The sequence below is a fragment of the Nonomuraea sp. NPDC049625 genome (genome assembly GCF_040675285.1).
Lineage (GTDB): Bacteria > Actinomycetota > Actinomycetes > Streptosporangiales > Streptosporangiaceae > Nonomuraea > Nonomuraea angiospora_A.
In genome coordinates, this window is sequence record NZ_JBFAOQ010000010.1 from 371553 (window position 1) to 396030 (window position 24478).

The 24478-nt window shown below is 70.3% G+C and carries 23 protein-coding genes; 18 read left to right on the forward strand and 5 right to left on the reverse strand.

Going from position 1 to position 24478, the window contains the following annotated elements:
* Nucleotides 1-134: 134 nt before the first annotated feature.
* From AB0J87_RS38760 to AB0J87_RS38775, 4 genes are all read left to right on the forward strand, one after another.
* Nucleotides 135-794 (forward strand): CatB-related O-acetyltransferase, encoded by a 660-nt coding sequence (locus AB0J87_RS38760; protein ID WP_363973988.1) that lies wholly within the window; start codon nucleotides 135-137, stop codon nucleotides 792-794.
* A 7-nt stretch (nucleotides 795-801) separates the two neighbouring features.
* Entirely contained in the window at nucleotides 802-1182 is a 381-nt protein-coding gene (locus tag AB0J87_RS38765; protein WP_363973991.1) for a DUF3224 domain-containing protein, read from the forward strand.
* Between the two features lie 85 nt (nucleotides 1183-1267).
* Entirely contained in the window at nucleotides 1268-2548 is a 1281-nt protein-coding gene (locus AB0J87_RS38770) for an erythromycin esterase family protein (protein ID WP_363973994.1), read from the forward strand.
* 103 nt (nucleotides 2549-2651) lie between these two features.
* Nucleotides 2652-4178 carry an FAD-dependent monooxygenase gene (locus tag AB0J87_RS38775; protein ID WP_363974080.1) on the forward strand — a complete coding sequence of 509 codons (1527 nt, stop codon included), beginning with the start codon at nucleotides 2652-2654 and terminating at the stop codon, nucleotides 4176-4178.
* Between the two features lie 158 nt (nucleotides 4179-4336).
* Here the strand turns inward: AB0J87_RS38775 and AB0J87_RS38780 are convergent, their stop codons facing one another.
* The gene (locus AB0J87_RS38780) at nucleotides 4337-4711 is read right to left on the reverse strand and encodes a hypothetical protein (RefSeq protein ID WP_363973997.1); all 375 of its coding nucleotides are present in this window, start codon (nucleotides 4709-4711) and stop codon (nucleotides 4337-4339) included.
* A gap of 262 nt (nucleotides 4712-4973) precedes the next feature.
* Here AB0J87_RS38780 and AB0J87_RS38785 point away from each other — a divergent pair, with 262 nt between their 5' ends.
* Nucleotides 4974-5486 carry an AAA family ATPase gene (locus tag AB0J87_RS38785; protein WP_363974000.1) on the forward strand — a complete coding sequence of 171 codons (513 nt, stop codon included), beginning with the start codon at nucleotides 4974-4976 and terminating at the stop codon, nucleotides 5484-5486.
* A gap of 128 nt (nucleotides 5487-5614) precedes the next feature.
* On the opposite strand, the gene AB0J87_RS38790 is transcribed toward AB0J87_RS38785, so the two are convergent.
* The 3 genes from AB0J87_RS38790 to AB0J87_RS38800 form a co-directional block, all read right to left on the reverse strand.
* Nucleotides 5615-6010: a hypothetical protein gene (locus AB0J87_RS38790; RefSeq protein ID WP_363974003.1), complete on the reverse strand. Its 396-nt coding sequence runs from the start codon at nucleotides 6008-6010 to the stop codon at nucleotides 5615-5617.
* Nucleotides 6011-6149: 139 nt separating this feature from the next.
* Entirely contained in the window at nucleotides 6150-8006 is a 1857-nt protein-coding gene (locus AB0J87_RS38795; RefSeq protein WP_363974006.1) for a DUF5605 domain-containing protein, read from the reverse strand.
* Nucleotides 8003-9535, reverse strand: a complete 1533-nt coding sequence (locus tag AB0J87_RS38800) for a sulfatase-like hydrolase/transferase (RefSeq protein WP_363974009.1) — start codon at nucleotides 9533-9535, stop codon at nucleotides 8003-8005. Before AB0J87_RS38800 ends, AB0J87_RS38795 begins: the two co-directional genes overlap by 4 nt.
* Nucleotides 9536-9648: 113 nt before the next feature.
* Here AB0J87_RS38800 and AB0J87_RS38805 point away from each other — a divergent pair, with 113 nt between their 5' ends.
* Genes AB0J87_RS38805 through AB0J87_RS38830 form a run of 6 tightly spaced genes read left to right on the forward strand, consistent with a single transcriptional unit; the run spans nucleotide 9649 to nucleotide 18228 of the window.
* Nucleotides 9649-10230 (forward strand): TetR/AcrR family transcriptional regulator, encoded by a 582-nt coding sequence (locus tag AB0J87_RS38805; protein WP_350730408.1) that lies wholly within the window; start codon nucleotides 9649-9651, stop codon nucleotides 10228-10230.
* Complete coding sequence (locus tag AB0J87_RS38810; protein ID WP_363974012.1) at nucleotides 10227-12635, forward strand: glycoside hydrolase family 3 C-terminal domain-containing protein; 2409 nt, start codon at nucleotides 10227-10229, stop codon at nucleotides 12633-12635. Before AB0J87_RS38805 ends, AB0J87_RS38810 begins: the two co-directional genes overlap by 4 nt.
* A 52-nt stretch (nucleotides 12636-12687) precedes the next feature.
* Nucleotides 12688-14271 (forward strand): ABC transporter substrate-binding protein, encoded by a 1584-nt coding sequence (locus AB0J87_RS38815; RefSeq protein ID WP_363974015.1) that lies wholly within the window; start codon nucleotides 12688-12690, stop codon nucleotides 14269-14271.
* Between the two features lie 12 nt (nucleotides 14272-14283).
* The gene (locus AB0J87_RS38820) at nucleotides 14284-15231 is read left to right on the forward strand and encodes an ABC transporter permease (protein ID WP_363974018.1); all 948 of its coding nucleotides are present in this window, start codon (nucleotides 14284-14286) and stop codon (nucleotides 15229-15231) included.
* A 4-nt stretch (nucleotides 15232-15235) separates the two neighbouring features.
* A complete protein-coding gene (locus tag AB0J87_RS38825) occupies nucleotides 15236-16117 on the forward strand; it encodes an ABC transporter permease (protein WP_355196280.1) in 882 nt (293 codons plus the stop codon).
* Complete coding sequence (locus tag AB0J87_RS38830; RefSeq protein WP_363974022.1) at nucleotides 16114-18228, forward strand: ABC transporter ATP-binding protein; 2115 nt, start codon at nucleotides 16114-16116, stop codon at nucleotides 18226-18228. Before AB0J87_RS38825 ends, AB0J87_RS38830 begins: the two co-directional genes overlap by 4 nt.
* Nucleotides 18229-18240: 12 nt before the next feature.
* Here AB0J87_RS38830 and AB0J87_RS38835 read toward each other — a convergent pair whose 3' ends face one another.
* Nucleotides 18241-19017, reverse strand: coding sequence for an NAD(P)-binding domain-containing protein (locus AB0J87_RS38835; RefSeq protein ID WP_363974025.1), 777 nt, complete (start codon nucleotides 19015-19017; stop codon nucleotides 18241-18243).
* A gap of 157 nt (nucleotides 19018-19174) precedes the next feature.
* Between AB0J87_RS38835 and AB0J87_RS38840 the strand changes: the two genes are divergently transcribed.
* From AB0J87_RS38840 to AB0J87_RS38870, 7 genes are all read left to right on the forward strand, one after another.
* Entirely contained in the window at nucleotides 19175-19450 is a 276-nt protein-coding gene (locus AB0J87_RS38840; protein WP_363974028.1) for a hypothetical protein, read from the forward strand.
* 134 nt (nucleotides 19451-19584) lie between these two features.
* Nucleotides 19585-20055, forward strand: coding sequence for a MarR family transcriptional regulator (locus AB0J87_RS38845; protein ID WP_363974031.1), 471 nt, complete (start codon nucleotides 19585-19587; stop codon nucleotides 20053-20055).
* A 208-nt stretch (nucleotides 20056-20263) separates the two neighbouring features.
* Complete coding sequence (locus AB0J87_RS38850) at nucleotides 20264-20935, forward strand: nitroreductase (protein ID WP_363974033.1); 672 nt, start codon at nucleotides 20264-20266, stop codon at nucleotides 20933-20935.
* 254 nt (nucleotides 20936-21189) lie between these two features.
* Entirely contained in the window at nucleotides 21190-21756 is a 567-nt protein-coding gene (locus tag AB0J87_RS38855) for an NADPH-dependent FMN reductase (protein ID WP_363974036.1), read from the forward strand.
* Between the two features lie 46 nt (nucleotides 21757-21802).
* Nucleotides 21803-22063: a hypothetical protein gene (locus AB0J87_RS38860; RefSeq protein ID WP_363974039.1), complete on the forward strand. Its 261-nt coding sequence runs from the start codon at nucleotides 21803-21805 to the stop codon at nucleotides 22061-22063.
* On the forward strand, nucleotides 22060-23478 hold the full coding sequence (locus tag AB0J87_RS38865) for a HAMP domain-containing sensor histidine kinase (RefSeq protein ID WP_363974042.1): 1419 nt from the start codon (nucleotides 22060-22062) through the stop codon (nucleotides 23476-23478). The genes AB0J87_RS38860 and AB0J87_RS38865 overlap by 4 nt, the downstream gene beginning before the upstream one ends.
* 214 nt (nucleotides 23479-23692) lie before the next feature.
* Complete coding sequence (locus tag AB0J87_RS38870; RefSeq protein WP_363974044.1) at nucleotides 23693-24262, forward strand: TetR/AcrR family transcriptional regulator; 570 nt, start codon at nucleotides 23693-23695, stop codon at nucleotides 24260-24262.
* Nucleotides 24263-24478: the final 216 nt, after the last annotated feature.

The window sequence follows — 24478 nt, forward strand, 5'->3', positions numbered from 1 at the left end:
ACGGTACGTGCCGTACTTGACATCGGAAGCCCCACTTGGACATCATCCTATCGGCACGGTGCGTTCCGTACCGATAAGAGCTCCCAGGTCCCAAGGACTCCACCCCCACCTCTTCGGAAAGAAGACGATTTTTGATGCCCATTCCTGCCGACCCGACCGTGGTGCATCCCATGCCCGAGCAGCCGCGGGTGGTGCTGCTGAGGCCTCTTGTCACCTCGCCGCTGATCGAGGTCGGAGAGTTCTCCTATTACGACGACCCGGACGATCCGACCGCCTTCGAGACCCGCAACGTGCTGTACCACTACGGGCCGGACAAGCTGGTCATCGGGAAGTTCTGCGCGCTGGGGGAGGGCGTGCGGTTCATCATGAACGGCGCCAACCACCGCATGGACGGGCCCTCGACGTTCCCTTTCCCGATCATGGGCGGCTCCTGGGCCGAGCACTTCGACCTCATCACCGGTCTGCCCGGACGGGGTGACACCGTGGTCGGCCACGACGTCTGGCTCGGCTACCGGACCACGGTGATGCCCGGCGTCCGCATCGGCCACGGAGCGATCATCGCCTCCGGTTCCGTCGTCGTCGATGACGTGCCCGACTACGGCATCGTCGGCGGCAACCCGGCCCGGCTCATCCGCCGCCGCTACAGCGACGCCGACATCGACCGCCTCCTCGCTGTGGCCTGGTGGGACTGGCCGCTCCAGCAGATCACCGAGCACATCCGCACGATCATGTCCGGCAGTATCGACGACCTGGAGAAGGTGGCCGCCACTTGGGAGTCGAGTCATCATGAGTGACCCGCAGGTGGAGCACACCGTGCAGGCGAAGTTCGAGATCGTTGAGTTCGACGAGACGGTGTATGACGAGCACGCCGAGGGGCCCAAGCTGACCCGGGTCACGATCCGGAAGCGCTACCAGGGCGTGATCGAAGGAACGGGTGTCGCCGAGGTGCTGACGGCCCAAGGCGGCGCCGGCGGTGGCTACGTCGCCTCGGAGCGCATCGAAGGCACGCTCGACGGCCGCCATGGCACCTTGGTCATCCAGCACTGGGGGCTGGCCGATGGAGCCGAACAGAGCAGCGAAGGGAGCATCGTCCCGAACTCCGGGACGGGAGAGCTCGCCGGGATCGCCGGTCGGGCGATGGAGCGCGAGTTCCAGGTGCTCACGCTGGTCCACACGTTGTGAGATCACTCGAGCCGGATCCTGGCTCGCGGTTGCGACATCTGACCTCCGTTTCACAGTTCCAGCACTTCGGAATCGAGCTATCGGCATGCCTGCTTCGTCCCATCCCAACCCGTTCGCCGGCTGGCTTCGCCGCCAGGCCGTCCCGCTCACCCACCTCGACCCTGAGGCGCCGCTCGACGATCTGAAGCCGGTACGCGACATCCTCGGCGACGCCCGCGTCGTCGCGATCGGTGAGAACTCCCACTTCATCAACGAGTTCTCACTCATGCGCCGGCGCATCCTGCGGTTCCTGGTCGAACACTGCGGTTTCACCGTCCTGGCCTTCGAGTACGGCTTCAGCGAAGGCTTCCCCCTTGACGCCTGGGCCCAGGGGGAGGGGACGGATGATGATCTGTCGGCCCATCTCGCCGAGGCGATCCCCGTGGGAGTCGATGAGCCGCTGCGCTGGATGCGCCGGCACAACGCCACAGCCGGGGTGCCGGTGCGTTTCGCCGGGATCGACATCCCGGCGGCCGGTGGATCCCTGCTTCCCGCGCTGGCCCCGGTCGCCGACTACCTCCGCGAGATCGATCCCGAAACCCTCCCGGCGGTCCAGGCGGCGATGCGGATGGCCGAGTCGTTCGCCGGTGCCTCCGCGGCCTCGGCCGCGCCGGCCTGGACGCGCCTGGCCACTGCCGAGCAGGACGCTCTCAGCGCTGTCCTGATGCGCCTGCTCATCCGGTTCCGCGCCGTCGAAGCGCTGTACGTCTCCCGTGGCGATCAGCACAGCTATGACATCGCCCTGCGTCGCATCGAGGCCGCCTGCCACGCCGACTACGGCTTCCGTGCCATGGCCGGCCTGTACGCCGGAAACGGGCTGACCGCCGACACCTCGGCCCGCGACGTCTACATGGCCGGGTCGGTCCTTTGGCACCTGGAGCGCCTCGAACCCGGGGCCCGCATCGTGCTGGCGGCTCACAACGCCCACCTCCAGAAGGTGCCGATCTCCTTCAACGGTCACCTCACGGGGCTCCCGATGGGACAGCACCTGCAGCGCGCACTCGGCGATGAGTACTTCGCCCTCGGCCTGACGAGCACCACCGGACACACAGCCGACATGCGGCCCGACGAGAACGCGCGCTTCGGTTTCGCCATCGACAACACGGCGTTGGAGGCGCCCGAGCCGGGAAGCGTCGAAGCCGCCTTCGCGGATGCCGGCCTGGGGCTCAGCATCGCCGACCTCCGCCGGGCACGCCGAGAGGCCGTTGCCCCGGGTCCCGATCGCATCCGGATACAAGGCGCCTACTTGCACACCCCCGTCCTCGACGCGTTCGACGGCATCCTCAGCACCCCGACCTCCACCGTCGCCGACGGCGTCGAAAGCTGAACCGTCCAGGAGATCGTCAGCCGAGGCCAGAACCTGCAGAAACAGGGAGTAACGAGATGCATGTATTGCTGACAACGACGGACTGTAAGGGAGCTACCCGGTGATGAACACCGATGTGATCATTGTGGGCGCCGGTCCGACCGGCCTGATGCTGGCCGCCGAGCTGCGCTTGGCCGGGGTGCGACCACTGGTGCTGGAGCGGCATCCGCAGCGCCGGGACACTCCGAAGGCAGGTGGTCTCGGCGGGCAGATCCTGGAGCTCCTGCGCTACCGGGGCTTGCTGGAACGGTTCGAAGCGGCCTGCACCGGCCCTGCTCCGGCTCCCCGCTTCCCCTTCGGCGGTGTGCACCTGGACTTCACCCAGCTGGCAGATCCCCCGCTGCACGCCCTGCCGCTCCCGCAACAGCTGCTTGAGCGGCTACTCGACGAACGCGCCGGCGAGCTCGGCGTCGACGTCCGCCGCGGGCACGAGGTGGCCGGGGTGAGCCAGGACGAGGCCGCGGTGAGCGTGGACGTGCACGGACCGGACGGGGCGTACCGGGTGATCGCCCGCTACCTGGTCGGGTGTGACGGCGCGCGCAGCCGGGTCCGCGACTGGGCCGGCATCGGCTTTCCCGGCACCATCTATCCGGAGGTCAACCGGCTGGCCCAGGTCACCTTGCCTGAGAAGGTGACCGTGCTCGGAAACGGCGATCTCGACGTGCCCGGCTACGGCGCTGTCCACGCGGGTTTCACCCGGACCGACCGTGGTCTGTTCGGCGTCGGCTCCTCGCCCGGCTCCCAGACCGTCTCGCTCTACACCATCGAGGACGAGAGCACCGAGTACGACGACGACGTCCCGATGACGGTCGCCGAACTGCAGGACAGCGTCCGTCGCGTGCTCGGCGTGGAACTGCCCGTGGGAGAGGCGCTCCGGCTGTCGCGCTTCACCTTCAAGGCCCGGCAGGCCGAGCGCTACCGTGAGGGGCGGATCCTGCTGGCCGGCGATGCGGCGCACCTGTTCCCCGCCACCGGGGTGGCGCTCAATGCCGGCATGCTGGATGCCGTCAACCTGGCCTGGAAACTGGCCGCGAACCTCCACGGCTGGGCGCCGACCGGCCTGCTGGACACCTACCACAGCGAACGCCACCTCGCCGGCGCCCGTACCATGCTGCACACCCGAGCCCAGGTGGCACTACGGCGCGGGCACGACGCGGCCGCCGAAGCACTGCGGGAGGTCTTCCAGGAACTCCTCACCGACGAGCAGCCGCTGCGCCGCATGGGAGCGCTGGTCGCCGGCACCGACATCCGCTACCCGATGCCCGGCTCCGACCACCACCCCCTCGCCGGCACCTTCGCCCCCGACCTCACCCTCCACACCGGCCAGGGCAAGACCAGCGTGGCCGAACTCCTGCACCCCGCCCGGCCGATCCTGCTCGACCTCGCCGACCGCCCGGACCTGCGCGAAACCGCCCAAGACTGGCAGCATCGCGTCGACATCCACACCGCCAAGACCGACCTTCGGCCGGCCGACGCCCTGCTGATCCGCCCGGACGCCCACATCGCCTGGGCCGCGACCATCGACGAACCCACCGGCACCGCCGCGCCCGCCCTGCGCGAAGCACTCTCCGGCTGGTTCGGCACGCCCTGATCATGCCCTGCGAGATGGACAGAGGGTGCCTCATCAGCTCAGACCATGGAGGCGCAGGGGCCGGTAACCGGTAGCGTCGAGTTCGGCCAGTTCGGTGTGGATCTCCACCACGCCCGCCGGCGCCGCAGGGCCTGCGTCCTGGCCCTGCGAAGCGCACGTCAGCTGGGCGGGAGCCGGTCCGTCCATTCGGCGTCGATCGTCACCATGCCGTCCTGGGTTTGGGCCATTCCGCCTGCGAGGGGAGCCCATGCGGAGGTTTCACGGATCCGCCCGGTATCCGGGTCGACGATCATGGTGCCCTTGCCGAACATCACCGGGACCCGCAAGTGTCGCCCGCCGCCGGTCTCGCCGAGGTCGACGCCTCCCGGCCGGGAGGCGAGCGCCCGGTAGGCGGCGGCACGGACCTGGGGCGAGACCGGCGCCTCCATGGCGGGGCCGTCCTGTTCGGCGGCCGTGATCGATTTTCTGCTGGTACGGACACCGCTTGCGGAGACGGCCGACCGGAGCCGGGTGTACAGGGCGTCCAGCCACAACCGGAGGGGGTTCCACCGCGTGCCCCGCCTGCATCCGGCGGGTGGAGCGGGGCGTCATGCCGTTGACCGACGCGCCGGCGGCTCCGGTCCCCACTACGCCGACGGCCGCGCGGCCCAGCACCGAGGCCTCGCCGCCAGGGGAGGGGGAGCCTCGGATTGCGGCTGGGACGGACCGACAGCATGCTCCAGGAGTTCGCAGAGCGCCGTACCGGTCACTTCATGTCGACGGTGAGTAACGACGCACGGCCCGTATGATCAACCGGTGCATGAAGGGATCTTGGTTCTGCTCGCCGGGGCTCCGGGGTCGGGGAAGAGCACGCTGCTGCCGCACCTGCTGAAGGCCGCCGACGGGCTGGTCGTCATGGACATGGATGAGCTTCTCGAGGACGGCAGGCTCATCGGCGTACCGATCGCGACCATGGACGCCGCACCCGTCTGGCCCGTCTACGACCGCATGTGGACCCGCATCGTCACCATGGTCCGGCGAGCCGGACATCCCGTCCTCCTGCTGTGCCCCGTCCCCGACGCCGACGAGCTCGCACCGGGCGGGCGATGGACCGGCGACGTCCACTGCGCCCTCCTGGACTGCAGCGACACCGAACGACTGCGGCGACTGCGAGCACGCGGTGACATGCCGGACGAGGTCGAGGACGCGATGGCGGACGCCGCCCGGGCACGTACTCTCATCCCCACCGTGTTCCGCACCGACGATGCCGACGTCACAGAGTTGGCCACCCGGATCGCTGACTACGCCAACAAGCTGCGCCTCCAGTAGCCGCCCTCCGACGGCCCCGACCGGCAGATGAACAAAGCCGGAGCGGGTCCGTCCTGGCCAGGCTCGCACGGGGCAGCGCGCCGATGGGCTCATCCTGGCCGCAGAGACCCTGGCGGCGGCCCGCGACGTCATCGCCTACGGCGTGGGCCACTCGGGGACCGCCGCCGAATACCTGGCGCTCCGGCCGGCCGGTCTCGGTCTGAAGGCGCGTCAGCCCCGGCGACACCTGGTGTTGCCGCTGGGGCTGGCAACGTGATCATGCTCTTCACGCCCGCCCGGCTGTTCTCCGAGCTGGAGGTGCTGCTCGACCGGGAGGAGGCGGTCGGGGCAAGGTGGTCCTCATCACCGACCCACTCGGCCCGGTGCTTGGCCGTCCAGCACTCGGGCGGCAGTGTGGTGGTGAGCACGGGGGTCGGGGCGTGGTTGGGCAGCAGCACCCCGCCCGCGCCGACGCGCAGGTGCCGCGTGGCGTCGGCGAGGTGGCCGATGAGGACGGCGGGGGCGGAGCTGGCGACGCCGCGCATGCCGTGATGCTCGGGGACCCATTAGCGGTGAAAGCCCAGCGCGTCGGCCAGCTTCGCGAGATCCACCGTATTGTGCAGTGCCTGGCTCGGTGTGGACCCCTGAACGATCGGTGAGGTGTCCAGCACCGAAATGCGTACGTCAGCCTGCCGGCACCCGCGCATGCTCGTCCTCTCCGATCCCGCCACGGCCATTCATCTCCAGCGCAGTATCGCGCGGTTCCGCAGGCTGGTCGGCGTCGGTGGCGACGCATCGGATCGCCATGTACTGGCGTGCCGGCAATGGGACCCGGAAGCTGCCCGAGTACGTGCCGGGCAGCGTTTCGACGGTCATGTTCCACGTGTCGATCACGTCCACCGTCCAGACCGTGCCGGGCTCCATCGTGACATCGCGATACGACGGCCGGTTGAAGCCGAAGTACGCGATCAGGTAACGCGACGCCACGCCACCCCAAGGGGTGTCCCAATCGCTCGGCAGCGGGTCGAGCACCCCGGTCGGCGACTCCTCGATGATCCGTCTGAGAAAGGCGATCCGATCCGGGCTCGAGCCGACGAGCTCGCCGCCCTTCGACCACCACAGCTCTTCGCGGTCGTTGAGGTAGGTCTCCCCGTGCCCGACATAGCCGCCGCGTACCGCGCCCTCCCAGAACCGCCGGGTCATCTCCTCACCGGTGATGTTGCCCCACCCCTGGTCGATGTCGCCTTCGTAGGCGCATTCATCGATGACGACGGGTTTGTCCCACTGTTCACGCCACTGGTCGGTGTTCTCGGCGGTGCGGTACACGTCGATGCGCTGCGCGCTCGCGTGAGTGATCCACGGCCGGCCGTAGTCGTAGAAGCGGAAGCAGTTGTGGATCGAGAGCAGGTGCCCGATCGGGTCCTCTTCGACGACGATCGCGGCCAGCCGCTCCCAGTCGTCGACGGTCTTCGAGAACAGCAGGTCGTACTCGTTCGCGAGCGACCACCAGACGTTCGGCAATGCCGACAATCGCCGAACCACGTACCGGACATAGCGGTCGTCCGCGGCGGTGCCCATGTCCGAGAAGCCCCAGCGGTCGTAGGCGTGGAACAGGATGACATCGGCTTCGACGCCGATCGCGGCGAGACCCGCGATCCGGCGCTCGAAAGCGCGGAAGTAGGCGGGGTTGAAGCGGGTGTGGTCCCACCCGCCGTCGCTGTCCGGCTCGAACGGGTAGAGCGGCGGCTCGTTGGCGTTGAACAGGTACGACTTGGGAAAGACCCCCATCCGGATCTTGGTGAACGGCGACTCGGCGAGCGTGCGCAGGGTCTGTTCCTGCAGCGTTTCGCTCTGGTGGGTCCAGGCGTACGCGGTCGTGCCGAGCGGCAGGTGACGCGTGCCGTCCGCGTACGAGAAGTGATACCGGTCCGCCACCCGGACAGGCCCTCGACCGGCGCCGGCCACCGCGGTGAACTCGACGGTGACGCCGTCGAGGGAGGGCGTGGTCGCCTCCGTCGTGACGACCCAGCGTCCGGCCTGGTCCGGCAGCAGCCGGACGCGCCAGATCCCGTCGCCGTCGTAGAAGCCGCCGAGCCGGCGCGTCGAGCCGTCGGGGGCGGTCGCGCGTGCGCGCAGGTCGACGTCGACGAACGGGTCGCCGCGGTCCGGTCCGGCGAGGGCGAGCTCCCAGGTCGCCCACACTTCCCCCGTGGCGGGTGCGGAGAGCACGCCGGCCGAGCCGCGCGGCGTACCGGGCGGCTCGTAGTGGGGGTTCGGCGCGATCGCGGGCGGATCGGAGCGCACGCCCGGGTCGCCGGCGTCGAGCGCGGCGAGCTCGCGCCACAGGTCGTCGAGCTGTGCGGGGGAGAGCCGGGCGTACGGACCGGCGGCCGTGATCTTGCCGAGGGTGCGGCGGCGCAGCTGTATGAGTAGGGGAGAGTTCACGACGCCGGGTAGCGTGCGCTGGATGACGCCGCGGGCCGCGGCGTGGTCCAGGACGTCGGCGAGCAGGCTGTCCGGCCCGAATCCCCGGCCGCTCATGCCATGCCGCCCGAAGTGCCGCCCGAAGTGCCGCCCGGGGTCCGGCACTTCGCCGAGCGGGCGCCCGGGGTGGGGAGGTCGACGTCGGGCATCCGGGTGTCCGCCTGCTCCGGCAAGGTGTCCGCGGTCTCCACCAGCCAGCGCAGCAGCACGCCGGAGAGCCGGGCCTCGACGTCGGCCAGGTCGGGGCACCCGGCGAGGTTGTGCGCCTCGTGCGGGTCGGCCGACCGGTCGTAGAGCTCGGCGGGCTCGTACAGGCGCCACACGTACGTCCAGCGTTCGTCGCGGACGGCGGCGGCCTTGCCCACGGTCATCGGCCGCTCGTGCTGCAGCGCCGCCTTGCGGTCGTACGGAAAGCCGCTGCGCTCGAACTTCGGCTCCTCCTCGACGAGGAAGCCGCCCTCGCTGAACGCGTACTCGCGGTGCCCCACGGCGGGATCGCGCAGCACCGGAAGCAGGCTGCGGCCGAAGTGATGATGCCCAGGCTCGATCCCGGCGAGATCGAGCACGGTCGGGAAGACGTCGATCAGCTCCACCATGGCGTCGACCGCGCCGTGCGCCGGCAGCCCGCCGCCACTGATGATCACCGGGTCGCGGGTGATGCAGCTGTGCAGCGCCGACGGCCACTTCTCGACCACGCCGAAGTCGCCGAGGTACTCGCCGTGGTCGGAGAAGAACACCGTCACAGTACGTTCGGCCGCACCCGTACGATCCACGCCGTCGAGCAGGCGGCCGACATGTGAGTCGAGCCGCGAGACCATGCCCTGGTAGGTGGCCCGGAGCTCCCGCCACACCTCCGGCGTCGCGCGGTCCGTGCCGTAGTAGTCGCGGATCCCCTGCAGGTAGGCGGGTTCGGGGCCGCTGCCCGACACGGGGTCGCCCACGGAGTCGCGATCGTGCAGGGAGAACCACGGTTCGGGGGCACGGAACGGGCAGTGCGGCGCGACCAGCGGCGCGAACAGCACCCACGGCCCGTCCGGCGGGTCGGCGAGCCACTCCTCGGCGGTGCGCACGGCGGCCTCGTCGAAGTCGATGTCGCTGTCGTCGACCACGCGGCCGTGGTAGTAGAGGCGGTCCCACAGGTCGGGATCGACCTCGGACGCCATCCGCGGGAGCTCCATGGCCGCTCTGGCGCCACCCGCCCATCGGCCGCTGGTCGGCCGCGTGCCGAAGCCGTGCTCGTGGACGCTGAGCTCGGTCGCGCCGGGGCCGAACGTGTCGCCGCGATCCCCGGCCCAGGCCACGTGGTAGCCGTTCTCCTTGAGCGTGCGCAGGAAGTTCGGCTCGTCGGCGCGCAGCGGCGTACCGAACGTGCGGTGCCCCGCCGTGTGCGGATACCAGCCGGACAGGAACGACGCGCGGCTCGGCGAGCACACCGGATGCTGCGCATAGGCGTTGGTGAAGGCGGTGCCTGTCGCGGCGAGGCGGTCGAGGTTCGGAGTGCGCGCGGACGGGTTTCCGAAGGCGCCCACCGCGTCGGCCCTCAGCTGGTCCGCGACCACCACCAGGAAATTCGGGCGATACGTCATGGTCATTCTCCCGTTACTGAATTGGGGGGTAGCGTACCTTACCGAGTACTCGGTAAGGTCTGCCGAAACCGCGAGAACACAAGGAGAATCTCTTGTCAGGAGTGGCACCATCGGTGCGTAACCGCAGGCCGCCAGGGGTGCGGCGGGAGGAGATCCTCAGGGTCGCCACCGAGATGTTCGGCGACAGCGGTTACCGGGGTGTTTCGCTCGCCGACATCGCGGCCCGGGTCGGCATCTCCCAGCCCGGCCTGATCCACCACTTCAAGAACAAGGAAGAGCTGCTGCTCGCGGCCCTCGAACGTCGTGACGAGGACAGCCGCGACCACATGGACGCGATGTTCCAGGAGATGTCCGTCGCGGACGCGCTGATCTCGCTGTGCCGCCACAACGTCGAGGATCCGACGGCGATGCGTCTGTACGCCGTGGAGTCCGCGGAGAGCATCGAGCCGGGCCACCCCGCCCGCGAGTTCTTCCTGCGCCGCTACGCCCGCGTTCGTGAGCGCGTGGCCGAGCGCATCCGCCGCGACCAGGAGCTGGGCCGGCTCCCCGCCACGCTCGACGCGGTCGTCCTGGCCGGCGAGATGATCGCCGTGATGGACGGGCTCCAGATCCAGTGGTTGCTCGACCCCACCATGGACCTCCCCGGACGCATGGCCGCCTACCTCGAGCGACTCATCATCAAGGAGGACCGGTGAACGACGGACTCGAGGAGCACCTCGACGCCCTGGTCGGCAAGCTCGACCTCCCGCGGAAGGTGCGGCTGCTGACGGGGGAGTCCCACTGGCGCACGTACGCGGAGCCGGCCATCGGGCTGCGCGAGATCAACGTGTCGGACGGGCCCGCCGGAGTGCGCGGCCCGGAATGGGACAACGGCTCCCCGTCGGCGTGCCTGCCGTGCCCGACCGCGATCGCGGCGAGCTGGGACGTCGACCGCGCCGCCGCGACCGGGCGCGTGCTCGCCGCGGAGGCCACCCGCAAGGACGTCGACGTGGTGCTGGGCCCCACGGCGAACCTCCAGCGCAGCCCGCTCGCCGGCCGCCATTTCGAGTGGTGGTCGGAGGATCCGGTCCTGACCGCCCGGCTCGCCGGCGCGCTGGTCGGAACGCTCCAGCGGCACGGCGTGGCGGCGACCGTGAAGCACTACGTCGCCAACGACTCGGAGACCGAACGCGCCACCGTCGACGTCCGCCTCGACGAGCGCACGCTGCGCGAGGTGTATCTCGCCCCGTTCGAGCACATCGTCCGTGATGAACGGCCGTGGCTGGTCATGGCGTCGTACAACGCCGTCAACGGGACCGCGATGACCGAGAACGAGCTGCTCGACAGCCCGCTGCGCACGGACTGGGGCTTCGACGGGCTCGTCATGTCCGACTGGCACGCCGCCCGCTCGGTGGCGCCCGCCGCCTCGGCGGGCCTCGACCTCACCATGCCGGGCCCCGGCGGACCGTGGGGCGCCGCGCTGGTGCAGGCCGTCACCGACGGCCTGGTCAGCGAGGCCGCGGTGGACGCGAAGGTGAAGAACCTCCTGCGGCTCGCCGCCCGGCTCGGCGCCCTCGACTCGGTGCCGGTGACCCGCACGCCGGTCACCGTCGACGTACGCGGTGAGCTGCACGCCGCCGGCGCGGACGCGACCGTGCTGCTGCACAACTCCGACGACCTGCTGCCGCTCGCGCCGGAGCGCCTGCGCCGCGTCGCCGTGTTCGGCGAGCTGGCCGGCAGCCCGCGCATCCAGGGTGGCGGCAGCGCCGAAGTGCGGCCCACCCACGTCGTGTCCCCGCTGGACGGGCTCGAAGCCGCCCTGCCGCCCGGCGTCCAGGTGACCTACACCGCCGGCAGCTACCTCGAAGGCGACCCCGCCCCGGTGCCGCCCGGGATGCTCGGCGCGCCCGTGCTGATCCGCTGGCTCGACGACACGGGCGCCGAGGTGACGCGCGAGGATCGCCGGAGCGCCGCTCTCGTACGGCTCGGCGCCGACGTGCCCGCGGGGGCCACCACCGTCGAGCTGGCCACCCGGATCGTCCCGGACGTCTCGGGCACGTGGCAGCTCGGCCTCAGCGGGGCGGGCCGGATCGTGTTCGCCGTCGACGGCCGGACCCTGCTGGACGACGACGTACGGCCGACGCACGACGGCCCGGGCGCGGAGATCCTCACGCCGCCCGTGCGCACGTTCGACGTGCCGCTCGAAGCGGGCAGGCCGGTCGAGGTGCTGCTGCGGCAGCGGATGCCGAAGTCCGGCTCGGCCGTCGCGATCCGCTCCCGGGCGCCGCGGCGGTCCCCGGCCGAGGAGCTCGCCGTCGCCCGCGAGCAGGCCAGGGCCGCGGACGTCGCGATCGTCGTGGTCGGCACCAGCTCGCAGACGGAGAGCGAAGGCTTCGACCGGGCGGACCTGTCGCTGCCCGACGGGCAGGACGACCTGGTGCGTGCGGTCGCCGCGGAGAACCCGAACACCGTCGTCGTGGTCAACGCGGGCGCCCCCGTGCTGCTGCCGTGGCGCCATGATGTCGCGGCGGTGCTCGTGACGTGGTTCGGCGGCCAGGAGTCCGGCGCCGCGCTCGCGGACGTGCTCCTCGGTCACGCCGAGCCCGGCGGCAGGTTGCCGATGACGTGGCCGGACTGCGGCGAGGACGTTCCGGTGCTGGACACGGCGCCCGTGGACGGCCGGCTGGAGTACGGCGAAGGGGTCCACGTCGGCTACCGCGCGTGGCTGCGTGCCGGGGTCGAGCCCGCGTACCCGTTCGGGCACGGCGTCGGCTACACGTCCTGGGAGCTCGTCAACGTCGACAGCGGACCGGACGCGGCCGTACGGGTCTCCGTGCGCAACACCGGTTCGCGGCCGGGCAAGCAGGTGCTGCAGGTCTACCTGGCGCGGCCCGGTTCGAGCGTCGACCGCCCCGCCCGCTGGCTGGCCGGGTTCGCCGTCGTGCGCGGCGAACCCGGCGAAACGCTCACCGCCGAGATCCCGCTGCCTCCCCAGGCCTTCCAGCACTGGGACGCGGCACGGCACGACTGGGCGGTCGAGCCTGGAACGTTCGAAGTCTCCATCGGATTCTCCTGCGCGGACATCCGTGGCACGACGTCGATCAAGGTTCACGAGGAGTGATCAACCGGGTCTTCCCCCCGGCCCGAGAGAAAGTAAGTGAGGTGGTGCAGCGATGTACCCCAGTAATCGCCACGTCGATTCCATCCCCGGCGCTTCGGCCCTGTCGCGCCGGACGCTCCTCAGCGGGCTGGCCGTCCTCGGTGCGGCCGGCCTGGCCGGATGCCGTTCCGCGGTGAACGAGGGCAAGACGGCCGGCGCGGTGAGCGGCCCGACCCGCGGCGGGACCCTGGTCGCCACCGTCGCCGCGCCGCCGGACCCGGCGGCCTATTTCACCGGCCGCCCCGGCAACATCTTCTGGAACCGCAACGTCCTGGAGACCCTGGTCATGGTCGACCAGGACAACAAGCCGCAGCCCCTGCTGGCGACGAAGTGGGAGCTGCGGGACGACAACCGGACGCTGGTGCTGTCGCTGCGCGAGGGTGTCAAGTTCCACGGCGGCCGTGCCTTCGGCGCGGAAGACGTCGTGTTCACCCTCGAACGCGAGATGGCGGGCGACGGCCTGGCCACGCTCGGCGGCGCGATGAAGGGCTGGAAGGCGAGCGCGACCGGCCAGCACGAGGTCACGATCACCTCGCCGCGGCCGCTCCAGGAAGTGGTGCTGGACATCCTCGACTCGACACCGATCATCGACCGCGAGAGCTACAAGGGGCTCGCGGACGGGTCGAAGGTCATCGGTACGGGACCGTTCCTCTGGTCCGGCTACAAGGCCGGCACGGAGATCAAGATGACGCGCAACGACGCGTACTGGGAGCAGGGGCTGCCCTACCTCGACGGCATCGAGCTCACGGTCATCGGCGACTCCACCGCCCAGCTGGCGGCGCTGCGCTCAGGCCGCGCGCACCTGGCGAACGGGCTCAACATCCAGGACGCCAAGACGGTCGTCGACGACAAGGAGTTCCACCTCGACCTCAACCACGGGCTCGTGTACGCGCTGGGCTTCGACGTCACCAAGGCGCCCTTCGACAAGCCCGAGGTGCGCCGGGCCATCGGCTACGCGATCGATCGCCGGCGCATCAACCAGCAGGTCTTCGGCGGGGTGGGCACGACGACCAGCCTGCCGTGGAGCGAGGACGCGACCGGCTACCCCGCGGAGCTCGCCGCCACCTACGCCTACCAGCCGGACCGCGCGAAGAAGATGATCGAGGACGCCGGGGCGGCCGGGGCCCGCGTCGAGATCGCCGTCCACGCGCTGCCGGTGCCGCGCAACGTGATCGAGATCGTGTCCCGCAACCTGACGGACGTCGGCCTCCGGCCGTCGGCGCTCGAACTGCCCCCCGCGGAGTTCGAGCCGCGCAGGATCGCCGGCAAGCTGGGGCCCGCGTTCCTGACCTGGACCGCGGTGGCCAAGCTGCCGCCGGCACTCTCGCTGTACGGATACCCGGACCTGCGGCCGGCCAAGAACACCTCGAACTACGCCGACGCCGGTTACCGCGAGCGGGCGCAGGCGCTGATCGACAGCGCCGACGAGAGCGAGACGGCGCAGCGGCTGAAGGACCTCTCGCAGTACCTGCTCGACGCCGCCTTCCTCCAGACCATCGCCATCGTGCCGGCCACGGTCGTGCGCGCGGACGCCGCGAGGGACATCCTGGTCAGCCGCTACGGCCGCTCCATGCGCGCCGCCTACCTCACCCGGTGAACGAGGCCGAGCATGATCCATTTCCTGATCCGGCGCCTGCCGTCGGTCCTGCTCGTCCTGGCGGCGACGACCGCCATCGCCTTCCTCCTGCCCCGCCTGGCGCCCGGTGATCCGGCCGCCATCGCGGCGGGGCCGGAGGCCACCGCGGAGCAGGTCGCGGCGATCCGCGTCGAGATGGGGCTGGACCGCCCCCTGGCCGAGCAGTACGTCCACTGGATGGGCGGGCTGCTCACCGGCGACCTGGGCCAGTCGCTGCAGTTCAAGCGCCCGGTCGCCGAGCTGATCGGCAGCAGGGTGGAGAGCACGTTCGAGCTGACCGTCGCGGCCACGATCCTCCTGGTCGCGGTCTCGCTCGGGCTCGGGATCTTCGCCGGGTCGGCGCGTTCGCGGCTGTCCCGGTTCACCGCGGACGCGAGCAACACCGTGCTCCTGGCGATGCCGCCCTTCCTCTTCGGCCTGTTGCTGATCATCCTGTTCGGGGTGGTCTTCCGCCTGCTGCCGATCAGCGGGGAGGTCGCGGTGCTGGACGACCCGGTGATCGGCCTGCAGTACCTGATCCTGCCCGCGGTGGCCATGGCGGTGCCGATGGGCGGCCACGTCGCCATGCTCGTCCAGTCCTCGATGGACAACGCGTGGCGGCAGGACTACGTCGACCTCGCCGTGGCCAAGGGCGTGCCACGAAGGTGGATCACCCTGCGCCACGTCGTCCGCAACAGCCTCGGGCCCGCCGCCGTCACGATCGGCATGCGGTTCGGCGACATGCTGGCCGGCGCCGTCGTCATCGAGATGATCTTCGCGAGGAACGGGATCGGGCAGCTCGGGGTCTCGGGCGTGCTCAGCGCGGACTACAACCTCGTACAGGTGATCATCGTCGGCACGGTGCTGATCGCCGTGGTCGTGCAGCTGCTCACAGAGATCGCCATGGCGGTCCTGGACCCCCGCGTCAGGTTGGGAGCGTGAAACCATGACCACCACCGTCACCGCACCCGGAACCCCCGCGCCGGCAGTGCCGCGCCGCCCCGGCGCCGGGGCACTGAGGCAGTACCTCACCGCGCTGCGCACCCCGCGCGGCGCGTTCGGCGCCGGGCTGCTGCTGGCCCTCGTCGCCGTTGCCCTCCTGGCGCCGGTGCTGTTCCCCGGCGGGTACGACGACCAGAGCGGCGACTCGCTGGCCGGCGCCTCGGCCGCGCACTGGATGGGCACCGACGAGCTGGGCCGCGACATCCTCGCCCGTACGATCTACGGCCTTCGTACGGATCTGAGCCTGATCCTGGCCGCGGTGCCGGTGAGCGCCGTCATCGGGACGCTCATGGGGCTCACCGGCGTGGTCTCGCGCCTGCTCGGCGCCGCGATGCAGCGCGCGCTCGACATCATCCTCGGCTTCCCGGGGCTGGTGCTCGGCATGAGCGTCGTCCTCGTGCTCGGCACGGGCTGGCTCTCGCTGTTCGTGGCCGTGCTGATCAGCGGCCTGCCCGGGTTCGGGCGGCTGTCGCGGGCCGGGCTCCAGGTCGAGCAGGAGCGCGAGTACGTGCTGGCCGCCAAGGTGCTCGGCGTGCGCAAGCGCACCGTGCTGGTGCGGCACGTGCTGCCGAACATCATGGACCCGATCGTCGTCGGCGCCGCCGTCTACATGGTGGTCGCGATCTTCATCGTGTCCGGCCTGAGCATCGTGGGTCTCGGCATCAAGCCGCCCGTCCCGTCGCTGGGCGCGATGCTCAACGTCGGCGCCCGCTACATCGAGGTGCACCCCGCGTACGTGCTCGGGCCCGGCCTGGTGCTGCTGCTCCTCGCGTTGGCGTTCACCCTGCTGTCCAACGCGCTCAACAAGGCGGTGCTGCGGAAATGACCATCCACTCCCATGGCCACCCCCATCGCCACCCCCACGGCGTCGCGCCGGCGGCCCCGGCGCGTCCCGACGCGGACGTCCTGCTCGAGGTCCGCGGGCTGCGCACCGAGTTCGCGACCGGCGCGGGGATCGTCCACGCCGTCAACGACGTCGATCTCACCCTGCGACCGGGCCAGATCCTCGGCGTGGTCGGCGAGTCCGGCTCGGGCAAGTCGGTGACCGCCCGCTCGATCCTGCGGATGGTGCCCCAACCGGGCCGGATCGCCGCCGGCGAGATCCGCTTCGGCGGCCGCGACCTGCTCGCGCTGTCCGAGGAGGAGATGCGCCGCATCCGCGGGGCCGAGATCGCGATGGTGTTCCAGGACCCGCAGTCCGCGCTCAACCCGGTCCTGACGGTGGGCGCGCAGATCGTCGAAGCCCTCACCGTGCACGGCACGGGCAGGCGTGCGGCCCGCGCACGGGCCCTCGAACTGCTCCGGCAGGTCGGGATCCCGGACGCCGAACGCAAGATCGACGACTACCCGCACCAGTTCTCCGGCGGCATGCGCCAGCGCGCCGTGATCGCCATCGCACTGGCGGGCTCGCCGTCGCTGCTGATCGCCGACGAGCCGACCACGGCCCTGGACGTCACCATCCAGGCGCAGATCCTGCGCCTGCTCAAGCAGCTGCGCGACGAGCTGGGCATCGCCGTTCTCATGATCACCCATGACATGGGCGTGGTCGCCGAGATGTGCGACGACGTCGTCGTCATGTACGGCGGCCGGGTCGTGGAGCGGGGACCGGTCGAGACGATCTTCGCGCGGCAGGAGCATCCGTACACCGCCGACCTGCTCAAGGCCATGCCGCGGATGGACACCGCGGGCGGCAACCGGCTGCCGGCGATCCCCGGCGCCCCGCCGGACCCCGCCGCGCTGCCGCCCGGGTGCGCCTTCCACCCGCGCTGCCGGCTGGCCGAGGACCGCTGCCGCACCGACATTCCCGAGCTGCTGCCCCTGGCCACGCCAGGGCACGCCGCCGCCTGCTGGGTGACCCATCAGGGCACGCCCATACCGCCGCTCACGCTCGTCACCGCCGACCCGGCCGCGCGGGCCGAACAGGCCCGAACCCCGCTGCTGAGCGTGGAGAACCTCCGGGTCGACGTCGCCTCCGGCCGCAGGAGCCTGCTCGGCCGCCCACAGCCCGTGTACGCCGTGGACGGGGTGAGCCTGACGGTCGCCGGCGGGGAGACACTGGGCCTGGTCGGCGAGTCCGGGTGCGGCAAGTCGACCCTGGCCAGGACGGTCGTCGGGATCAACCGGCCGGCCGCGGGCACGGTCCGCGTCGGTTCCGAGGGCGTCGACGCGTTCTCCCCGGCCGGCGCGCGGGCGTTGCGCTCCACGGTGCAGTACGTGTTCCAGGACCCGTACGCGTCGCTCAACCCGCGCCGCACGATCAGGCAGTCGCTCGACGAGGCGCTCGACATGCGTGGCGTGCCGGTCGCCGAACGTGCAGCGGAGGCGGACGCGCTCATCCGGCGGGTCGGCCTGAACGAGTCGCACCTGGACCGCTACCCGCACGCCTTCTCCGGCGGGCAGCGCCAGCGCATCGGCATCGCCCGCGCGCTGGCCGTCCAACCCCAGGTGCTGATCTGCGACGAGCCGGTGTCGGCACTGGACGTGTCGATCCAGGCGCAGATCATCAACCTGCTGGAGTCGCTGCGCGACGAGCTCGGCCTCGGGTACCTGTTCATCGCGCACGACCTCTCGGTCGTGCGGCACCTGTCCGACCGGGTCGCCGTCATGTATCTCGGCAAGATCGTCGAAACCGGCCCGGTCGAGGCGGTCTACGCGGCTCCGCAGCATCCGTACACGGTCGCGCTCATGTCGTCCTCGCCGGTGCCCGACACCACGGTGCGCGGCCGCGAGCGCATCGTGCTCACCGGCGACCTGCCCAGCCCGAAGAGCCCGCCGTCGGGCTGCCGGTTCCGTACGCGCTGCCCGATCGGCCCGCTGGCCCATCCCGAGCGGACGATCTGCGCCGAGCAGGAGCCGCAGCTCGCCGAGACCCCGGGCGGGCAACTGGCCGCGTGCCACTTCGCCGGGGAGCTGGTGGCGACCGGCGGACAGCGGTGAACTCACCGGGCTTCAGAGATCGGCGAGGAGGTCGTCGAGGGCCTTGTTGAGGGCTTCGGCGTTGGCCGGGGTGAACCAGGTGGTGCGGATGCGTTCGTTGTTCCCGTTCGGGGTCTCGTGGTCGGCCGCGAGCCGGCGCAGCGAACGGGTCTCGTCACTCAGCGAACGGCCGACCCCCTGGAAGAGGCCGCGGACGTAGCGGTCCGCCTCGTCGGGGTCGATGCCGTGACCGACGGTCCACGACGTGAGCGTGGCGAGATACGAGTAGTGGGTGGTCAGCGTTCCCGTCAGTGCGGACAAGACGTTGAAGGCCGCCTCGTCCGCGACCGGGAGCACCCCGCCCAGGTGCTCGAAGAGGGAGTTCACCACCGGGTGCGACGGGTACGTCACCGTGACGGAGCGGCGTTCGCGTACGGTGGGCAGGGGGATGGCCCGCACCAGCGGGGCGTCGGTGGCGAGCGTCCGGCGCAGGTCGTCGTTGCCGACCCCGGCCATCACGTTGACCACCACCTTGTCGCCGTCCACCCTCAGCCCGGCCAGTGCTTCGTGCCGGTCCTGGCGGCGTACGGCGATGATCACCACCTCGGAGCCGTCCACCACTTCCTGGTTGCCGGCGCACACCCGCACGCTCTCGTAGCGCTCGGACAGCGCCGCGACCGTGCCGGCTCCCCGGGGGGAGAGGAACACCTCGGGGGACCGGTCGGCTCCCTCACACAGGCCCGCCACGATGGCTCGGCCGATCTCGCCCACCCCGATGATGCCGATGCGCTTCACTGTGTCTTCCTCCATCGTCTTACCTGTCGCGATCTTCTCCATAGGAGCATGACCGCCAGGAGGCCGGCCGCGCAGGGGCGTTTCCGCTGCGTCCGATGTGCGCTATGTCTCATCCGCAGGCCGTTACGCCGGATGCGTGGCTGGTGTCTCCCCGGAAGAAGCCCGGGCAGCGTTGAATTCGTTCCGGACCGCGCTCGCGACCGGGGACCTGCGGGGGCTGCTCAACGTACTCGCCCCGGACGTCGTCTTCGTCAGCGACGGCGGCGGCCTCAAGCCGGCGGCCCTGCGGCCGGTCGTCGGCGCCGACAAGGTGCTCGGTTACATGGCCGGCAGTGTCGCCAAGGCCGACGGCGCCTTCACCGGTGAGCCCACGACGGTCAACGGCAACCCCGGGCTCATCCTGCGCCTGGACGGCGTGCTGGCCTTCCGCTGGAGAACGCCCGCGTGACCGGCCTCTACTACGTCCGCAACCCCGAAAAGCTCACCCGCGTCGAGTCCGAAACCCCTCTTACCTCCCGCCGACCGAGCATTAATTTCATGCGATACCGTATCGAATGAGAATATATCTGATAGCATGGGTTGATGGCTGCCGACATTCCCCCCAGAGCGACCGACCGCTCTGGGGATGCATCACCTTTCGCTCTCGGCTTGCTGCTGCGCCAGGCGCACTGGCGCGCGGCCACGGTGATGACAGAGGCGCTTCGGCCGCTCGGCATAGAGTTGCGGCATTTTGCCGTGCTGATCGTACTGATCGAGCGCGGGCCCACGGTGCAGCGGGACCTGGCGACGGCGACCGGGTCGGACAAGGCCGGGATCATGCGGGTCGTGGACGACCTGGAGCGTAAGGGGCTGGCCGTACGCAAGAGCGTTCCGGGGGATCGACGGGTTCGGGCAGTGGAGATCACGCCTCAAGGCGTCGAGCTCTTCGATGCGGCCCATGTGGCGGCGGAGCCGGCGGATGCGCGCCTGGTTGCCGCGCTGGGGCCCGGCGAGGCCGAACTCCTGAGGGATCTGCTGACCCGGTTCGCCTATCCAGCGGACGGCGAGGCGTAAGCGCGCCCGTGTGCCGGTTGCCCGGCGCCGCGCCGGCTTCGGGCGGGGGCCCCTGCCCTGGCGGCACCGTTGCGCACCTCGTCGGCTAGCGTTGAATTCATTCCCTCCGCGATGCACGGGGCTCGTACGGTCACCAGATAGTATTGAATGATACAATCACTGATGATACAGTCTCGGATGTAGTGACATTAATGCATTGAGGAGGTAGGTGATCTTGGACGTCTATGAGGCAGTCACGAGCCGACGGGCGGTGCGCGGATTCACCGACCGGCCTGTCCCGAGAGAGGTGCTGGAGCGCGTGCTGTCCGCCGCGGCCTGGGCGCCGTCCGGATCGAACCTCCAGCCATGGCACGCGTACGTGCTGACCGGCGAGCCGCTGGCCGAGCTGAAGAAGCGCGCCGGTAAGCGCCTGGCCGCAGGCGACCCCTGGGACGATCGCGAGTACGAGATGTACCCGCCCACGCTGAAGACCCCGTACCACGAGCGCCGATCCGCCTTCGGCCAGGAGCGCTACAGCGCACTCGGCATCGTGCGTGAGGACTGGGAGGCGCGCCAGAGGGCCGCTGCCGAGAACTGGCAGTGTTTCGGCGCGCCCGCCGCCCTGTTCTGCTACATCGACCGCGACCTGGGCCCGCCCCAATGGGCCGACGTCGGCATGTACCTGCAGACCGTCATGCTGCTGCTGCGCGCCGAAGGGCTGCACAGTTGCCCGCAGATGGCGTGGTCGGTGTATCGCAGGACCGTCGCGGAGATCCTGTCACCCCCGGACGACCTCATCCTCTTCTGTGGCATGTCGATCGGGTTCGAGGACGTCACCGTGGAGTACGTCCGTACGGGCCGGGCGCCCCTCGGCGAGACGGTCGCGTTCGTCGAGGGTTAGCCCCGCGCGTCCTCGAGATCAACCTCACCGGCACGTACCCCCTCCTCGATTGATGAGTACGTGTCGTCAAATCCGGCTCCGGGCCTCCTACGTCGCGGTCGGCTCGCCCATGGACTGGGCAGCCACGGCATCTCCGTCACCGAACAGGTGCGCAAGACATTCCCCGGCACTGCTGTGAGCGCGACGCGGCCGGCAACCCGAAGACCTCGTCGGCACGGCCTCCGTCCCGCCTCTTTTTCTTGAAAGGAAACGCAATGACCTACACCGTTGGTTACATCGTCGGGAGTCTGTCCCAGAAGTCGATCAACCGGACTCTCGCTCTGGCTCTGAGCCGTCTCGCGCCGCCGGAACTCCGCCTCACGGAGATCCCCATCGGCGAGCTGCCCCTGTACAGCTACGACTACGACCCGGACTACCCCGCCGTGGCCCAGGAGTTCAAGGACGCGATCAAAGCCTCCGACGCCCTGCTGTTCGTCACCCCCGAGTACAACCGGTCCGTTCCGGGCGCACTGAAGAACGCCATCGACTGGGCGACCCGGCCCTACGGATCCAACGTGCTGAACGGCAAGCCGTCCGCGATCATCGGAGCCTCGCCCGGCCAGATCTCCACCGCGGTCGCACAGCAGCACCTCAAGACCATCCTGTCCTTCACCAACTCCCCGGTGCTGGGTCAGCCCGAGGCCTACATCCAGTTCGCCAAGGGCCTGATCAACGACGAAGGCGACATCCAGGTGCCGTCCGTCGCCGAGTTTCTGACCGGATACATGCAGGCCTTCACGGCGCACATCCGGCGCCACCACCACGACATCCCGGACCTGTAGGCCGCCCTGAGAGCGAGCCTTCATCATCACCGCCGGGAGGAGAATCATGTCCTTGATCGTCAGCCAGATCCTGTTCACCACTGCCATCGCCGCGGCGTTGGCCATGGTGTCGCTGTACAGGCGGACACCGGCCCCGTGCCAGGACTGCTCGCCGCAGGAACGGCAGCTGCTCGTCCTGTTCATCCGCGATGAAATCGACGAGGAGGAATACCGCCGCCGGCGAAGCTTGAACGGCCGAACGCCTGGCAGGTTCGCGCACGCGTGCGGCGCGCCGGGCGATCTGCGAAGCGGCGAGATGACGTCATGAGTCCGGGCTCATCGCCGCGGCGGCCGCGCCTGCGCTCGACCCCGGCCCGACTCACCGTCCTGGCCCTGGCCACGGCGATCGCCGTACTGGTCCCGATGGGCATGGTCGGAGCGTCAGCCGCCGGGCAGGCCTCAGCCGACCCCGGCTGGTCGGGCGCCCGCGAGCAAGCCGGGATCACCGCCGCCGCGGCCGGGCGCCGGAATCTGACCGGCACGATCGAGACGCAAACACCCGGCATCGACCTGATCCAGGTGGTGGGAGCCGATCACCGCGTCATCGCCGCTTCTCCCGCGGCACGCGGCCGGGACCCGCTGAGCCAGGTACGACCTTCCCCGGACCACCCTCAGGCCGACGTCGAGGTGTGCGACAAGAACAGCGGCAGACGGTGCCTGCGTCTGGCCGCCGTCCGCCTCTCACCCGCCCCCACCTCCCCGGTGGTCTACGCCGGCCGGATGGTCTCGCCCGTGGCGCCGTCCCGGACGTTCCAACTGCTCTGGATCGCCCAGATCGCGCTGCTGATCCTCCTGGCCACCGCGGCGACATGGAAGATCACCAGCCGCACGTTGCGCCCGATCCAGCTCATACGCGCACAGCTGGCCGCGATCAACGTCAGCGACCTGAGCATCCGCATCCCGCAACCGCACGGCCACGGCGAGATCGCCCAACTGGCGCGCACCGTCAACCACACGCTCGGACGTCTGGAGCAGGCCAAAGCCTCGACCCATCAGGCGCTGCAGCGGCAACGCCAGTTCGCCTCCGACGCCTCCCACGAGCTGCGCACCCCGCTGGCCGGCCTGCGCGTGCGCCTGGAGGAGGCACAGATGCATCCCCGCGACACCGACCTGCTCGACCTGATCGGGCACACGCTGGAGGACCTGGATCGGATTCAGGACATCATGACCGACCTGCTCCTGCTTGCCCGCCTGGACGCCACCGCTCCCCAGGCCACTCAGCGCGTCGATCTGACCGATCTGATCCGCACCGAGACCGGCCGGCGTGCCGATCGCCACCCGGCAGTCCTGAACCTCGCCGAACGGGTCGTCGTCGACGCCGTACCAGGACAGATCGCAAGGGTGCTGACCAACCTGCTGGACAACGCGCAGCGGCACGCCACCAGCAAGGTGCGGGTACGGCTTCGCAGCTCGGCAACGCATGCCGAGCTGGTGGTGAGCGACGACGGCGACGGCGTGCCTCCGGCCGACCGAGAACGGATCTTCCAGCGGTTCGTCCGCCTCGACGCCGCCCGTAGCCGCGACCGCGGAGGCACCGGCCTGGGCCTGGCCATCGCCCGGGACATCGCCACCGCCCACCACGGCACCCTGCACGTCGAGCAGGCCGCGATCGGCGGGGCCGGCTTCGTCCTGCGCCTGCCGCTGAGCACTCCCGCCGAGCAGGCCGCCCACCCTGGCGCCTGACCACACGCCGCAGCGCTTGCACGACCACAGTCGGCAAGGCAAGAAGTCGCAGGTCGTTACCGCTGATTTCTGCACTCAGCATCCACCGCCGACCAGTCCGGGCTCCGGCTGCCGCTCCGTGACAGTGACCTCACCCATGTCTCCTCCTCGGCCCAGCAATTGCGCCACCGCAAGTATCGATACCGCTGGTAGCGCAATGGTTTATCGTGTGGGCATGACCTCGACCGCATCCGCCAGACCACCCGGTCGCCCGCGCGCCGGCCTCAACGACGTGGTCTTCGCCGCGACACTGAGCACGGTCCAGGAGCTCGGGTACGCGCGTGCCACCGTCGACCGCATCGCCGCCGCGGCCGGGGTCGCCAAGACGACGATCTACCGGCGCTGGCCGTCCAAGGGCGCGCTGATCGTGGACTGCCTCCTGGACGTGTTCGGCCCGGTGCCGCTGGAGGGCACCGGTCGAGCCGAGCTCATGTCCTCGGCCATCCGCTGGATCGCGGGGAAGATCAGCGAACCCGGGGTCGGCGACGCGTTCGCCGGCGTGTTCAGCGACGCCGTCAGCGACCCGGCCCTGCGCGAGATCCTGTCCGCCCGGTTGCAGGACCCCTACCGGCGCGCGCTCCAGGAGGCGCTCGGCGAGCCGGAAAACCGGGTCCTGTTCTTCATCGACGTCGTCGTCGGAACCCTGCTCCACCGGATGGGCATGACCGGCGAGCCGATGGTGGATGCCGACGTCGCCGCGTTGGTCGAGATGGTTCTGTCACACTTCACCGACGACGCGTCCTGACTGCCGATCGCTTCGATCTCGATGTCGAGCGGGCGCGGAAGGGCAACGGGCCGATGCTCGTCACGTCTCGGCGATCCCTGGTGCCCGGAAGGCATGACGAAACACCCAGCAAGGGGTGGGACACTGGCAGGCTTCATTGATCCATTGATCTGTATTCCTCCCCGGTGTGCCGTAGGACTTCACCCTCTGTGATCACGGAAGCCGTTGGGGTCGGAG